Annotated in this window: 7 protein-coding genes (1 of these 7 cut by a window edge); all 7 read left to right on the plus strand. The window is 46.8% G+C overall.

Annotation, left to right across the window (positions count from 1 at the left end):
- Positions 1 to 8,825: the 3' portion of a non-ribosomal peptide synthetase gene (locus CKO50_RS01125; protein WP_095726668.1), read on the plus strand. It extends 3,238 nt beyond the left edge of the window; 8,825 of the gene's 12,063 nt are visible here — the last part of the coding sequence; its start codon lies off the left edge, out of view; its stop codon occupies positions 8,823 to 8,825.
- Positions 8,826 to 8,857: 32 nt separating this feature from the next.
- Entirely contained in the window at positions 8,858 to 9,826 is a 969-nt protein-coding gene (locus CKO50_RS01130; RefSeq protein WP_095726669.1) for a TauD/TfdA family dioxygenase, read from the plus strand.
- An 81-nt stretch (positions 9,827 to 9,907) separates the two neighbouring features.
- Positions 9,908 to 11,284, plus strand: a complete 1,377-nt coding sequence (locus CKO50_RS01135) for a serine hydrolase (protein ID WP_095726670.1) — start codon at positions 9,908 to 9,910, stop codon at positions 11,282 to 11,284.
- Between the two features lie 266 nt (positions 11,285 to 11,550).
- A complete protein-coding gene (locus CKO50_RS01140; protein WP_010607109.1) occupies positions 11,551 to 12,111 on the plus strand; it encodes a YcjF family protein in 561 nt (186 codons plus the stop codon).
- An 80-nt stretch (positions 12,112 to 12,191) separates the two neighbouring features.
- Positions 12,192 to 12,368 carry a hypothetical protein gene (locus tag CKO50_RS23855; protein WP_017217212.1) on the plus strand — a complete coding sequence of 59 codons (177 nt, stop codon included), beginning with the start codon at positions 12,192 to 12,194 and terminating at the stop codon, positions 12,366 to 12,368.
- 155 nt (positions 12,369 to 12,523) lie between these two features.
- Positions 12,524 to 14,185, plus strand: coding sequence for a cyclic peptide export ABC transporter (locus CKO50_RS01145; protein ID WP_095726671.1), 1,662 nt, complete (start codon positions 12,524 to 12,526; stop codon positions 14,183 to 14,185).
- Positions 14,182 to 15,264 (plus strand): prohibitin family protein, encoded by a 1,083-nt coding sequence (locus CKO50_RS01150; RefSeq protein WP_095726672.1) that lies wholly within the window; start codon positions 14,182 to 14,184, stop codon positions 15,262 to 15,264. The genes CKO50_RS01145 and CKO50_RS01150 overlap by 4 nt, the downstream gene beginning before the upstream one ends.
- Positions 15,265 to 15,556 lie beyond the last annotated feature (292 nt).

Below are 15,556 nucleotides of genomic sequence, written 5' to 3' on the forward strand. Positions count from 1 at the left end.
CAGTTGGTCGCTATGACGACTTTTTTAGACTCGGCGGGCACTCGCTACTTGCTGCAAAACTGGCAAATAATATTCGCAAGACGCTGCACATTGAGTTACCGCTGCAAGCGATTTTTACGCACCCTACAGTACAAGGTTTAGCGGCTGTACTTGAAAAGCAAGACGCGCAGCTAAGTGCTATTGCTGTGGTGGATAAAACCAATGGCGTAGTGTTGTCTTTTGCTCAGCAGCGTTTATGGACACTAGATCAAATGCAGCAGGGCAGCCAGCAATATCAAATTCAAGCGTTATTGGCGTTTTCAGGGGAGCTTGATCTGAGCGCATTCGAGCAAAGTTGGCAAAAAGTGCTGTCACGGCATCAGGTGTTGCATTCGGCTATCACAAACACTAATGATGGGCCTAAACAGCACCTTGTCGCTTTGCCTGAGCATTTTGTTACGCTTATTGATGTCTCTACGCAATCGCGGCTTTGGCAAACTGTGGTTTGGCAGCGCGCGGTACGGGACGACCAAGCGCAGGGTTTTGATCTTAGTATAGATCTAATGATCCGTGCAACTCTGGTTCGATTCTCATCAGGCTATCATCGCCTTATCGTCAATATGCACCATATTGCTAGTGATGCTCAGTCTATTGAAGTATTAATGCGAGAGCTCACACAGTTTTATGCCCATTACACCCAAGGCTGTGAGCTTGCCCGTGACTTGATTGCGCCACCTGAGGTGCAATACGCGGATTATGCCCATTGGCATCGAGCACAGAGCCAAGGCGCGCAGCAAAGTGCAGACATGGCATTTTGGTCTGCGCACCTTGACGATGCGCCGCCACTGCATCAATTATCGCTCGACACGCCTCGTGGGCAGGCCGTGAACAATAGCGCGCAAGCATTTAATGAGCAGCTAAGCGCTGAAACATGGCAACGGCTGCAACAGTATTGTCAGCGTTTAGGAATAACCCCGTTTATTTGGTTGCATAGCGCATATGCGGTGGTGCTCGCTAAGTTTAGCCAAGTGGATGATATTGTGATTGGTGCGCCATTTTCAGGGCGGCATCACCCACAGGTGGAGCAATTGATTGGCTTTTTCGTCAATGCCTTGCCAATTCGCGTGAAGCTCGATTGGCAGCAGAGTTTCAGCCAACTACTCGATATACAAAAAGAGCAAATTGAACAAGTACATCAACACCAATCTTTGCCCTTTGAGCAGCTCATTGATCATCTTGGTGTTAGCCGAGAGTTGAGTCACCAGAGTGTTTTCCAGTTGAGTTTTGCGTTTAATCCCGAGCCACAGCACACGCCAGAGTTTGTAGGCCTTAGTACGGAAGTTTTAACGTCGGAAAATGCGCGTGCCAAGTTTGATCTAGAGCTCAGCGCAACAGAAAGTGGGCAAGGGTTGAGACTGCACTGGCTATACAACAGTGGATTATTTGAAAGAGAAACCGTAGCTAGCATTGCAGAGTGTTTTAATGTTGTGATCGCGCAGTTACTCACGCAGCCTGATTGCGCACTTGCGGATATAAAACTTTGCAAGGAGCAGAAGCTAGAGAGTCATGCGATTTCAGGCAAATCAGCGCCGGAACACTTTGAGCAGTCAGTGCTTGAGCAAATTGAGCGACATATGGCAGAGCCTACACAAGCTGAGCGAGTTGCGGTAATTGACACAAACTCAAATCAAACCCTGAGTTATGGTGAGCTTACTGAAAGAGCCAAGGCATTGGCGGCGCTGTTATTGAGCGAAGGGCTGCAACCAGAGCAGCCTGTGCTTGTCGCGATGACGGGCAGCGCAGATCTCATTGTGGCGATGTTGGCTGTGTTAAAAGCGGGTGGGTGTTATGTACCTGTGGACCCTCATTACCCTCAAGCGCGAGTCAATTACATCGCTAAAGACAGCGGCACAGCGCTGGTTTTAACCAAGTGTGAGTTTGCCGCTCGCTTTGAGGCAGCAGAGTTAGATGATAACCACATTGAGGCTGAATATCGCTCCCCACATGTCATTTGTGTTGATGACGCTGACGTGCAAGCGCGCCTTGCGGCAATACCACTACCTCAGCAGTTTCCAAAAGTTAAAGCGGAGCAGTTGGCCTATGTGATTTATACCTCAGGCACGACAGGTAACCCCAAAGGCGTGATGATAGCCCACCAAGGGTTGGCGAACTTATGTGGTTGGCACCGACGAGCTTTTGCGGTGGATAATCATAGTGTTGCAAGTCAAACCGCAAACCCCGCCTTTGACGCGGCAACGTGGGAGATTTGGCCTTATTTGTGTGCTGGTGCGAGCCTAGTGTGTGTGACAAAAGCGGTGCTACAGTCACCGGCCGAATTAACAGCCTGTTTCAATACACACCAAGTCACGCATAGTTTTATTGCAACGCCAATCGCTCAAGCGTTACTCACTGAACCTTTGTTCAATCCACAAAGTTTGCGCTATTTATTGGTTGGCGGCGATAAACTTGGTGCGCTACAAGCAAAAGAATACGGATTTACCCTAGTCAATAACTATGGACCTACCGAAGCCTCGGTGGTCGCGACTTCAGGTGTGGTTGAGTTTGACGGAAAGGTGCCTGATATCGGCTTGCCCGTCGACAATAGCCAGCTATTTATTTTAGACCCACAACTGCGTGCTGTGCCACCGGGGATGATTGGGGAGTTATACGTAACAGGGGCAGGACTTGCCAGAGGATATTTACACCAACCACAGCTTAGTGCTGAGCGTTTTATTGAGCTACAAGTCTCTCCCTCACACATGGTGCGAGCCTATAAAACGGGAGATTTGGTTCGCCTGCTTAGCAGCGGCCGTATCGCCTATATGGGTCGTAACGATGGACAAGTAAAACTGCGAGGGTATCGTATTGAGTTGGCCGAAATTGAACAGCAAATTGGGCTGCTATCGAGCGTACAAGAATGCGCAGTTCAGATAACCACAAGTGCGTCAGGGCAGCCACAGTTGCAGGCATGTGTGGTAACAACAACTGAGCCTCAAGTGCTTCAAGCCCAGCTAAAGGAAAGACTACCAAGTTATATGGTGCCAGAGCATTTTGTCATGCTCGCAAGGCTACCTTTGACACCGCATGGCAAGGTTGACCATCGTGCCTTGGCAACGCTTGGTAAAACTCAACAGACTATCACAGTAACCGAGCAGAGCGCGGTCACACCACAGGCTAACAGCATCGTAGCCCAGTTACTGGCGATTTATCGGCAGGTATTAAATACGCCATCGATGACCGCTGAAGATGACTATTTTGCGTTGGGCGGCGACTCTATTTTGAGTATTCAAATCGCAAGTAAAGCCAAAGCACTCAAGTTACCTGTGAGTGCGACTGATGTGTTCACCTATCCCAGTGTTTCGGCGCTTGCAGCAAGAATTGCCCAGCAAGATATTCACCTGCCGATGGGTAAAGAAAGGCTGCCATTGGTTGGTAAACTCGATAAATTACCAATTCAGCATTGGTTTTTTGCTCAACAATTTGCCAAACCCAGTCATTGGGATCAGAGCGTGCTGGTGAGTGTAGATAAGTCCGTCACACCAGCGCAGCTCATGCAAGTGATAGAGTACTTGATAGCTCAGCACGATGCGCTACGTTTGGTGGTTGCGGATAAAAATACCCTATTTGTACGTGATGGCATTGATATTCAAAAGGTATTTACGGCGCATACGCTTGAACGTGAAGCATGGCAAGCTGAGCTGAGCGAGTTCAGTGAGCAAGTGCAGCAAGGCTTTGCGTTTACTGGCACGCCACTGTTTAAAGCGGTGTTATATGTTACGCCTGACTGTGAGGTTAATAATCGCTTGCTGTTTAGCGCACATCACTTGCTAGTGGATGGCGTCTCTTGGCGTGTGTTACTTGAAGATGTAAGTCAGCTGCTACAGCAGCAAATAAACAATGTGCCGTTGGAGCTTCCTGCCGCAAGCGCGAATTTGGCTGAACTTGCCGATTTTTATCGTGAACTTGCAACCGATGAGCGTGGTTTGCGCAAATGGCAGAAGGTGGCTGCACTGGCTGAAACTTCACACTTATTGAGTCTTAAAAATACAAGCGCGACCCCAACCCCAACCATAGCCAAAGTTCGCCACACATTGTCAGCAGCGCACACCCGTGCGCTATTGGGATCCGCCAACACCAGTTATGGTACGACGGCGCAAGCATTGCTGCTTAGTGCGCTTGCCTGGTGTGCGCAAAAGCGTGGTGCAGGCAGTGAAGTGATCATGCTAGAAGGGCATGGTCGCGAGTTACTGACGGAGGCACTGGATAGCAGCCGAACCATTGGCTGGTTAACGGCGCTCTATCCAATACAGTTATTTAGTAATGGCAGCTGCTTGCATGATGTGATTTGCAGTATCAAGGCAGAGCTTGAAAGGAGTGCTAAAGTTGGCAGTAGTTATGGTGCAGCGCGGTATTTACACCCAGAACCAAACGTTCGCTCGTCGCTTGAGATTGATACCCGAGGCTTACTGTTTTTCAACTATTTAGGCCAGCTAGATACAGTCATTGAGCAACAAGGTTTGCTGGGAGATGCTCGTGAGTCGACTGGCACTTTGGTTGCAGAGTCAAACCTCAGTTACTTTGGAGCACAACTAACGGCGGCGGTCGTGGATGGTAAACTGGCGTTAACGTTAGAGTTTGACAGCCAGCGCTTAGCATCTGAAGCAGCAGAGCGATTAAGTAAAGAGATACTCGAAAGTCTAATTCAGGTCATCGAGCATTGCCAATCCCAGCCTCAACGTCATTACACAGTCAGTGACTTTGCACTTCTCAGCGGTATTTCTGAACGGCAGTTACAGCGCATACTTGGGCAGGTTGAAGGGGAAGTTGAAGATATTTACCCTCTAACTGGTTTGCAGCAAGGCATGTGGTTCCACAGTCAAACGGCACGTGAGGCGCACACTCAAAGCACGCTACCTTACATCGAGCAAACCAGCTTATTGCTACAAGGTTGTGTGGATATTGAGGCGTTGAGTTACGCTTGGCAGCAATTGATTAAACAGCACAGCATATTACGCTCGGCCTTTATAGATGTTGCTGGCGAGCCGCTGCAAGTGGTCTGTAAACATGCCGATGTACCACTGATGCTACTGCAGAGTGTCGCTATTGCAGAAGAACAATCGTACATGGTGAATTCACAGGCCGCGGTGGAGCTTGCCGAGCCGCTTAGGCTTTCACTAGCGCCTTGTATGCGGTTGTGTTTAATCGCTTTTGAAGATGGCAATGTTGGGGTGGTGTGGACCTATCATCATCTCATTATGGATGGCTGGTCGCTGCCGGTTTTATTTGCTGAATTATTGGCATTTTATCAAGCCCGTTGCCAAGGTGAGTTACGACCCATTGTGGTAGATAATTTCCGCGATCATATCGAATATTTGCATACGCATGTTGACCGCGACGAAGCGTTTTGGCAGGAGTATTTGGGTGGAGTTACCACGCCCACATTACTCAGCGAAAAGGTACTTCACACTGAAAATAAAGCGGCTGGTGTTAAAGAACTTAGTGTGACTTTATCGCAATCGCTGCAAGATGCCGTGACTCGCTTTACAGGCGAGCAAGGACTTACCGTCAATCAGTTTATCCAAGGGCTCTGGGCGTATTGGGTGGCAAATTGCTGCAACGAACCGTATGCCTTATTTGGTCAAACCATCGCGGGTAGACCCACAGCGCTTAGTAGAATGGCGCAGCGCGTTGGCTTGTATATCAATACGCAAGCGGTCCATGTCGCGATAGATCAAGCTGCGCGTGTGAAAGATTACCTGCAAGCAGTGAAGTCGCAGCTTATGGCATTAACGCAGCACCCGCATACACCACTGACACAAGTTCATCAATGGTCGGGTATTGAAAACGACAGTCCATTGTTTGATTGCTTGTATGTTTTTGAAAATTATCCGCAAGATCCGTTACAAAATAGCGCTGCGCTGCCATTTATCGCAACAACCTTAAGTGAAGTTGACGAAACACACTACCCATTGACCTTTGTGGTCGGCGTAGGGGCGAGTTTATCGCTCACGCTGAGCTATCAGCAGCAATGCTTTGATGAAGTGTTTATCGAGCAAAGCCTTGCGGCGATGCAGCAGCTGATGTTAGCTGCGACACAACAGCCTGAGCAAACACTCGGAAAATTGCCTTGGCAGCCTCAACACGCGCAGTACAGCAAGGCATTGCCTCTACCTACTTTTTCACTGACGCAAGCGGTGCAATATCAAACGCCAAATTTACCAATTCAGCAATTATTTGCTCAAGTTGCTGCTGAATTTCCTGAGCATATTGCTATTCGTGAATATAGTACCGCCTCTGGGGAGGCTCGCTGTTATCGCTATTCACAGCTGGATAAAGACGCCAATCAGCTCGCCCATTACCTTGCTTCACGACTAGAGCCGAGTACGGCCCCCGTTATTATTGGCCTGTGTCTAGAGGCGAATTACCAGCTTATTGTGGCTATGCTTGCGGTGCTCAAATTGGGCGCAGCTTATCTACCAATTGCACCAACACTACCCGAGTCTCGACGTCGTTTGCTGTTGCAAAATGCCAATGCAGCCATGCTGATTACTAAAACAGAATATTGGCAGGGTAGCTCGGAGCTGGTGGTGCCTCAAGTCGATTTAGATAGTATTCAGGGCGCTTTGGCCGAGCAGCCTAGTCGTTGCTTTACTGCGCCATGCCAGATTGACGACCTCTGTTATGTAATTTATACCTCGGGTACCACGGGCATGCCAAAAGGGGTGATGGTGGAGCATGCCAGTGTCGTGAATTATGTGCAGGCATTAGCCGCGCAATATGCGATTACGCCAAGCGACAATTACCTGCAATTTGCTAGCATGAGCTTTGATGTGTTTGCCGAAGAAGTCTTTTGTACTTTACTTCGTGGCGCAACCTTGGTGATGGCACCGACAGACGACATGTTGGACCCCAATAAGTTGGCGCAATTAAGCCAAGATGCCGAGTTAACACTGATGAGTTTACCAACGGCGTATTGGCATCAACTTGCAGCGACTTCAGTCACCTTGCCAAGCTCGCTGAGGATCATCACCATAGGTGGCGAGCAAATGCAGATTGCCGCGCTCACCGATTGGCAGCAGCGCTATGGCGACCGTATTCGAATTATTAACGCCTATGGCCCGACTGAAGCAACCATTTCTGCAACCCTTAATGATGTCACACACTTCAGCGGTGCACGCGTGCCAATTGGTCAGCCCGTCGCTGGTTTGTCTTTATATTTACTTGATGAACAGCTTCGAGCGGTGGCTACCGGTGTGGAAGGGGATTTATACATTGCAGGTATTGGCCTTGCCAGAGGCTATCTCAATGACAAAGAAAAGACGCAGCAGGCCTTTATCATTGAGCCAAATAGCAGCCAGCGACTTTATAAAACTGGCGATCGCGCTTGCTGCTTAGCCTCAAATGAATTGCTGTATCTAGGCCGTGGTGATGACCAAGTTAAAGTGCGCGGTTACCGCATCGAATTGGGTGAGATTGAGCGGCAACTTCAGCTGCTAGACGAAGTTGCTGCGTGTGCTGTGGTGGTGCGTGAAGATAGCAGTAACAACGCGCAATTAGTGGCATTTGTGCAGTCAACGCAGCATACGGAAGTGGGTGATGCTGCTCTGCGAGCGCAATTACGCGCAGTACTGCCCGCTTACATGGTCCCTGAGTTGTTCCAATTCGTTAGCCAGCTTCCGCTGACAACGAACGGCAAAGTCGATCGCAAACGGCTCATTGCGCTGGCCGGCTCATACACTCCGCCTCAACCCCAGCGGCAAGAGGCTAAGCTGGAAAGACTCACACCACTACAAACGCAATTAGCGCAGCAGTTTGCCTGTCGTTTGCAAGTGGATGGCGTGTGCCTTGACGATAACTTCTTTAATTTAGGTGGTCATTCGCTATTAGCGATGCGTTTAGTGGGTGATATTAATCTGCACCTACAGCTCAATTTGCCGCTGTCGGCACTTTTTGAGCATCCGACTGTGCGTGGGCTCAGTCAGTATGTTCAAGCATTGAGGGGTAGTTTCGGCGAATGTCATGGCAAACCTCAATCGCTTGAAACCTTAGTGTGTTTGCAAGAGGGAGAGCTTGGTTTTACACCTGTGGTATTGATTGCGGGAGCGGGAGGTTGGCTAATGGCATTTCATGCTTTGGTGGGTGGGCTTGATAGCCGTATACCCGTTTATGGCTTGCAGCCAGAGGCGCTAGCCGAGGAACCCGAGACGCTAACCTCGATTAGGCACACCGCAGCGTATTACTTGAGTGTATTAGCAGACGCTGAACTTGGTGAACAAGTGCATTTGGTCGGACATTCTTTTGGTAGCTTTATTGCCTATCAACTTGCCATTTTACTTGAGCAACAAGGTCGAATTGGCTGTTCGGTAACTGTGATTGATACGCCTGTACCGAGCAATCCAGCGCTTAACCTAGATGAAGCGCAAATCGCACAAATGATGCTGGATAATCTGATAGCGTTTTTTCGCCTCGGTGTCTCTGATGCTGAAATCAGTGCCTATAAGCAAGGTGAAGCTTCAACACGCATTGCCTATCTCAATCGCTGGATACATCAAGCTGGATTTAACTTTAGTGATGCGCATTTACGCCACTTTCAACAAGTTTTTAGTGCCCAACTGCGAGCAAATATTGAGATGCCGTCTATGCTTAGCGACACCCTAATCTGCGTTGTAAAAACGCAGCAAACGCAAGAATTTGAAGGCCGTCCTGTGAATAAAGACATGGGGTGGAAACCATTTAGTCACTCTCTCTCTTGTTATGAAGTCAAAGGAGATCATTTGTCTTGCCTGCAAGCCGAGCAAGTAGGGCAGTTGGTTAACATAATTGAGCGCAACTATGTGTTGCACTAGCAAAAGTACTTACTTTTAAGGATGGGAAAACAATGGATCACGCACTTTCTTTGGAATTGGATCCGACAACGATTGCAGCAGACTCTCGGATACATGACTTATCTGAGGTTAAACAAAGCGGCATGGCATGGGTGAAAAGTCACGTTCAAGAGGTGAATAACTGGGTTGAACGAGATGGTTTTGCATTGCTTCGTGGCTTAAATATTGTGAGCACGAATCAGTTTAGCGCCATACTTGAGACCTTGTTTGGTGAGCGTTTAAGCCAGTATGTTTATCGCTCGTCGCCACGAACGGCACTGAACAACAATATTTACACCACCACGGAATATCATGCTGATCAAGTGATCCTGCAGCATAACGAAAATGCTTACTCCAATGTTTGGCCGATGCGAATGGGCTTTTTTTGTGTGATCCCCGCAACCACGGGTGGGTGCACACCACTTGCCGACAGCCGTGAAGTATATCGTCGTATTCCCAGTGAATTAAGAGACAAGTTTGAGCGTTTAGGTGTGCAGTACGTGCGTAACTACGGTGATATCGACCTACCTTGGCAAGAGGTTTTTCAGACCGAGAGTAAAGCCGAGGTTGAGCAATATTGCCGACAAAATGAAATCGAATTTACTTGGCTTGATGATAAAAGGCTACAAACCAAGCAATGGCGTCCGGCGGTCATGCGCCATCCAAAAAGTGGTGAAAAGGTATGGTTTAATCAAGCTCACTTGTTCCACTGCTCGAGCTTAGATAATCAACTCAGTGCACAAATGCGTGACAGTATCGGCAGCGAATTTTTACCTCGTAACGCCTTTTTTGGTGATGGTAGCGAAATAAGTGACCAAGACATCAAGCTCATCAATCAGGTTTATCAAGACCTCACTTTTGCTTACCCGTGGCAAAAAAACGATATTTTGCTGCTGGATAATATGCTGTTTACTCATGGCAGAGAGGCCTATACAGGCACTCGTAAAGTACTAGTTGGCATGGCAAATATCGCGTCAGCATAACTAGTTGGTACTCATTCCGATGAAAGTCGGGCAACAACATTTGTTAGTGGTTACGTGGTTGGCAATGTAAGGAATGAAAAAATGAAATGGCTAATACAACTACGGCTAAGAATGATGATGCTATTTTGCATCACCTTAGCACTGGCTTCTTGTTTGCAGAAAAAGAGCGTCGCAGATAATCACACCATTATGCCTAATCAATTAGAAATGATAGCGGCGGTGGTGAAAGAATATTGCGATGCCAACCTATTCTTTGGCACGGTTTATATCACCTCGGTTGATAAGGTGGTGTACCAGTCCAACTGCGGACCACAGAACATGCAATATGATGTTGATAACAGCGTTAAGTCTAAGTATCGCATCGGTTCCAATACCAAAGCATTTTCGGCCGCTATTTTAATGAAGATGTTAGATGGTAAGGACTTACGGCAGGAAACCATTGGTGATCACTTGCCTTGGTACCCAGATAACCAATGTGCGGATGTTTCGCTGCATCATTTGCTTACCATGTCGTCTGGGATCAATAACTACAGCGACAACGAAGCCGTGTACGATAATTACGGTTGGCGGCCTTATTTATATAACTCGAGTCTAGATCTTAACGGTCCGGAAGATTTTAGTAATCGTTTTTGCACCTGTGGTGCCGAAGCGGGGCAAAGTGGCACACCGTCATTTACGCCCGGCAGCAAGTATGAATACAGCAACTGTAACTATTATCTCATCGGTAATATCATCGAGCAGCTAGCGGCTGGCAAACAAGGCAATATTAGTCGTGAGTATTGGTTTGCTAATATCGTTCAAGAGCAAATTCTAAACCCGCTTAGCATGACGGACAGCGGCTCTTACAGTGCGATTGGTGTCTATTCAAATATGACCACAGGCTATATCTATAATCAAAACCAATACTTACCCCTTGCCAATGGTCGTCCACCAGCTGCAGGTGGACCTGCACCTTACGAAGACATTTTAGTGAATCCATATAGCAACCCTTTGGTACTGTATTCCGCTGGAGATTTGTATTCCACAGTGGAAGACATGCATAAGTGGGATCAAGGCTTGTATGGCACTCAAATCTTAAACGATACCCAGAAACTAGCGGCCTTTGCTCCCTACTCTAACACTGGTAGCAGCGACGAGTGTGAATACTATGGCTATGGTTGGTTTGTGACTTATGTCGACCCAAACCAGTACGGCAAAGTGGCAAATTGCCCCGAAAACCCAGCCGATGCAAATCTCAGAATGTATGAAAAATTTTTACAGTACTCTGGTAGTTACCCCTATTCATGGGTGACCAGTTTCACCCGTTTACTGGAACGAGATCAAAGCATCATGGTGTTTAGCAACTATGTGAAAGAGGGGATTGAGTCAGATTGTATCGCCAAGGAGATCCGCAACATTATCTTCTATAGTGATAAACACCGTACCGAGCAATGCCAGCAAGATTTGAATCAGGCATAACGCGGTAGGGAAAAATACCGGGCTTTCGTGCTCGGTTAAACAAATTAATAGAACGCCTGCGGTAGGTGGCAACGTTTCGCTCAGTTGTATTTGTGACACTGTGCAAATCCTTGGTTGTTCTTAGGTTTACTTCTTCATCATGGATGAAGGCGGTAAAGCTCAGAGTTGAATAAGTGCAACTTGTTTGATTTTGGGTACTAGGGCAAGTGCCAACATGGTGCTTGATGAGTTCGACAACTGTTTAAATAAATCATAGAGGATGAATTATGGCAGTGACAAAAACAGCGAAGGATGACAAGGCGAGCGACGCTCCAGAACAACAGGAATCACAACTTGTTGCTGATGAAGACAGAGCAGCCGTTGCTCAGCTGATTGTCGACAAATACACAAAATGGTCGTTTGGCTCTGGGTTTATTCCCGTTCCTGCGGTTGATTTAGTGGCGTTGACAGGGATCCAAATGAAGATGATAGGCGAAGTAGCAAAAGTCTATGGTCAATCATATGGTGACAACAAGCTGCGTGGCACAGTAAGCGCATTGATCGGCGGCTCTTTTCCACAAACCTTAGGGGGCGCGGGACTAAGCAGCTTTTTGAAGGCGGTTCCTGTCCTTGGCACGTTAAGTGCAATCGCATTTATGCCTGTTGTGTCTGCGGCATCAACACACGCAGTAGGCGCAACTTTTGTTCGACACTTTGAAAACGGCGGCACGCTGATAGACCTGAATCTAGCAAGTATGAAAGGGGATATCGCAGACATCGCAGCTAAGTATCGTGCAAATAAAGGGAATGCGGACGCAACAGCTACAGCGGAAAAAGCCACAGTATAACCGATACTGGCTGACATAAACCGGCAGGCAACTGCTGGTTTATTCTTCACACCGAATTTATTAACAACTTGGAGAAAATTATGCTTATCGCTTTATATTTAGTGTTATGCATTTTAACTGGTTATTGGGGACGAAACACCTTTGCAGGGCCCGTGGGCTTCTTTTTAATTTCGTTGATGTTTACGCCTATTGTTGGCTTGATCATTTTACTAGTTGGGCAAAAGCGCAAGCCTACAGAGGTGAATGACGAGGAATGAGATCTTACATTGCCGGTAAAACTGGGCGATTTATAAATATAACTTAATGTTTTAATGCAATATTTATTTAAATCCAACAGGCAGTTTTGATTTTTAGGGACTATGCTAAGTAGCATGCGCGGGCGGTAGCCCAATAACAATAAAAGATAATAACAATGGTATTGTACGAATTAATTCGCCGACATATTCAGATAAAGAAAAGGACCTTTGTTGCACTGGGGTGCATTTCTGGTTTGGCCAACGCGTTGGTGCTTGCGCTTATCAACAACGTAGCTGCCAATATCTCTGATATTAATAAAGAAAATCATATTCTTTACTACTTGGTGCTATTTACACTGACGATTGCAATATATGGTTTCACTCAGCAAAGATTGATGACTAAAGCCGCGCAAATGGTGGAGCGTGCTATAGATAAATTGAGAGTCGATCTGTTTGAAAGCATTCGTCATACCGAACTGTCAACGCTAGAGAAAATTGGCAAAGAGCGGATCTTTAATACCATCAGCAAAGAGTTACAGACCATATCTCAGTCGGCGCAGCTGTTTGTGATCATTGGTCAATCCATCAGTTTGGTGTTTTTCACATCTCTTTATATTGCCTGGCACTCTTTTGTGGCGTTTATGGTTATATCGACACTGATTTTGGTCGGAGCCAGTATTCACCGTTTACGCGCCAATGAAATCCAGCGCAACATGCGCATTTCTTTTGAAAGCGAAAACCAGCTTATTCAACGCTTATCTGACTTGCTCGATGGCTTTAAAGAAGTAAAGCTCAGTGAGCCAAGAGCGGAAGATTTAGAACATGAATACCGCCGTGATTCGAATCGTGCAAGGCGTGCAAAAACCAAAACCCAAACCTTGTTTGCGACCGACTTTATTCTGTCGCAAATCACCTTTTTCGCAGCGACAGGCGCTATGGTGTTTATCGTCCCTATGCTCTCTGACGTGTATACCGATGTGGTCATTAAAGTTACCACCGCATCGCTATTTTTAATCGGCCCTATTACCAGTATTGTTGGTGGGATCCCCGTTTTCACCACCGCAACGGAGGCGGCGCAAAACGTCTTAGCATTGGAGCGCGATTTAAAAAATGTCCAAGATGAGCAAGAGACTAAACGACCTGAACCGAGTGAAAGCCTAACCGCATTTAGTGCCATCACCTTAGCAGGGGCGTTTTATCAACATCAGAAAAAATCGAGCGATCGTCCGTTTGCAGTGGGGCCGGTGGATATCACCTTTGAACAAGGAAAAACCACTTTTATTACCGGTGGTAATGGTAGCGGTAAAACAACGTTTATACGGATGTTGACTGGCCTTTATGAATTACAGAGCGGACAAATCCTTTTGAATGGCAAAGCGGTTACGGAAGATAATCGCCTTGCTTATCGAAGCCTATTCACAGCCGTTTTTGCAGATTTTCATTTGTTCCAGCAGCTCTATGGTATTCGTGATTTGAGTACTGAAGAAATCGACGAATGGTTGGACTTTTTAGAGATGCGCGCCAAAGTGGGTATTCAAAATGGGGCGTTTAGCACCATAGATTTATCATCAGGTCAGCGCAAGCGCTTAGCGCTTTTGAGTACCATTTTAGAAAATCGTCCCATTTACATCTTTGATGAGTGGGCGGCAGATCAAGATCCTATCTTTAGACGAAAATTCTACGAACAAGTGTTACCTCGTTTAAAAGCGCGTGGTAACACCATTATTGCCATCACCCATGACGACGCCTATTTCCATTTGGCCGATGTGCACTTAAAAATGGAGGAAGGTCAGTTGTTAGCACACCTCGACAGTGAAAGTAATGGAGTACCATCATGAACATTAATATTTCAGGGGATTTTGCCTTACTCGTCGCCGGCGGCTTAATACTGGCACTGATCCTATCTAATTTGCTCATGCGGGTGTTAAAGCGTTACAAGCCCAAGTGGCATAAGCGTATTTTGTCTTGGCGTTTTCGTGCTGGTGTGACGTTACTTATTTTATTATTTATTGCCGTTGCATTGGTCAAAGTTATTTTTATTAAAGTCGACTCAGGTCAAGTTGGGGTGCTGTGGAAGCGCCTTGGCGGTGGTACGTTTGTAGAACATCCATTTTATGAGGGTACGGTGCTGGTTTATCCCTGGGATACGTTGACGATTTATTCGAGTCGATTTCAAACTGCGACCACAGAGATCCACGCCATTACCTCCGAGGGGCTCAGGATCAAAATGGAAATAACAGTGCGATACCGTCCTGTTGTGGAACATATTCCTTACCTACACAAGTTAGTCGGGACAGACTATCTTGATGAAATTGTGATCCCTGAAGTTGCATCAGCGGTTCGTATGATTGTTTCTGATTATACCGCTGAAGAGGTCTATGCTAATCAGCGATTAAAGATCCAAGATCAACTGTTAAGTACTGTGTTGAGAGAAGTTCAGCTACAAGAGAAGTCGATACTCAAACAAGAAAAAAGCGAAATGCAAGGGCACAATTTGGTGAATTTAGACGATATGCTTATTCGTCAGGTTGATATTCCTGAAGGCGTGCATAGTGCGATTGTTGCGAAGGTGAATCAAATGCACCTATACCAAGAATATAAAATGCGTTTAGATGTTGCTGAAAAAGAGGCTGAGCGAAAGAAAGTCGAGGCTCAGGGGATAGCCGATTTTCAAGAAACGGTGAGTGGCGGGATCTCTGAAACTTACCTAAGATGGCGTGGCATAGAAGCAACCATAGAATTGGCGAAATCTAATAACGCAAAAGTGGTGGTAATAGGCAGTGGTAAAGATGGCCTACCGCTGATTTTAAATACGGAGGGCAGCACATCTGCTTTGCCTGCCTCAGCGAAATCAATTGCGACAGATCCACAAAGCCAAGAGCCACAAACGCCCAATGCCAGCAAAAAACCTCAATAGCGGTAACTAGGTTTACACAGCTTACTTAACCTGAGGTTTGGATAAGGAATGTTCCAACTCATTGTTGCTAAAGCACAACTTAGCTTTTTTCCTTGTTTAGCCAGTGAGTTTTAGGGAAAACACCGCTTCCGCGTCCTGCTCTCGCTAAGGTACCTACATCCTGTAGGCAAGGCGAATTTACGCACCAATAGCTGGCTATTGGAAGTGAATTCAACACAGTTAGCGCTAAAACTGGCTGCTAGAAAGGCATTAATTATCCGCAGCTCAGGTTACTTACAATCCAAGAGTTGTG

The sequence above is a fragment of the Pseudoalteromonas sp. HM-SA03 genome, assembly GCF_002289345.1.
Classification (GTDB): Bacteria; Pseudomonadota; Gammaproteobacteria; order Enterobacterales; family Alteromonadaceae; genus Pseudoalteromonas.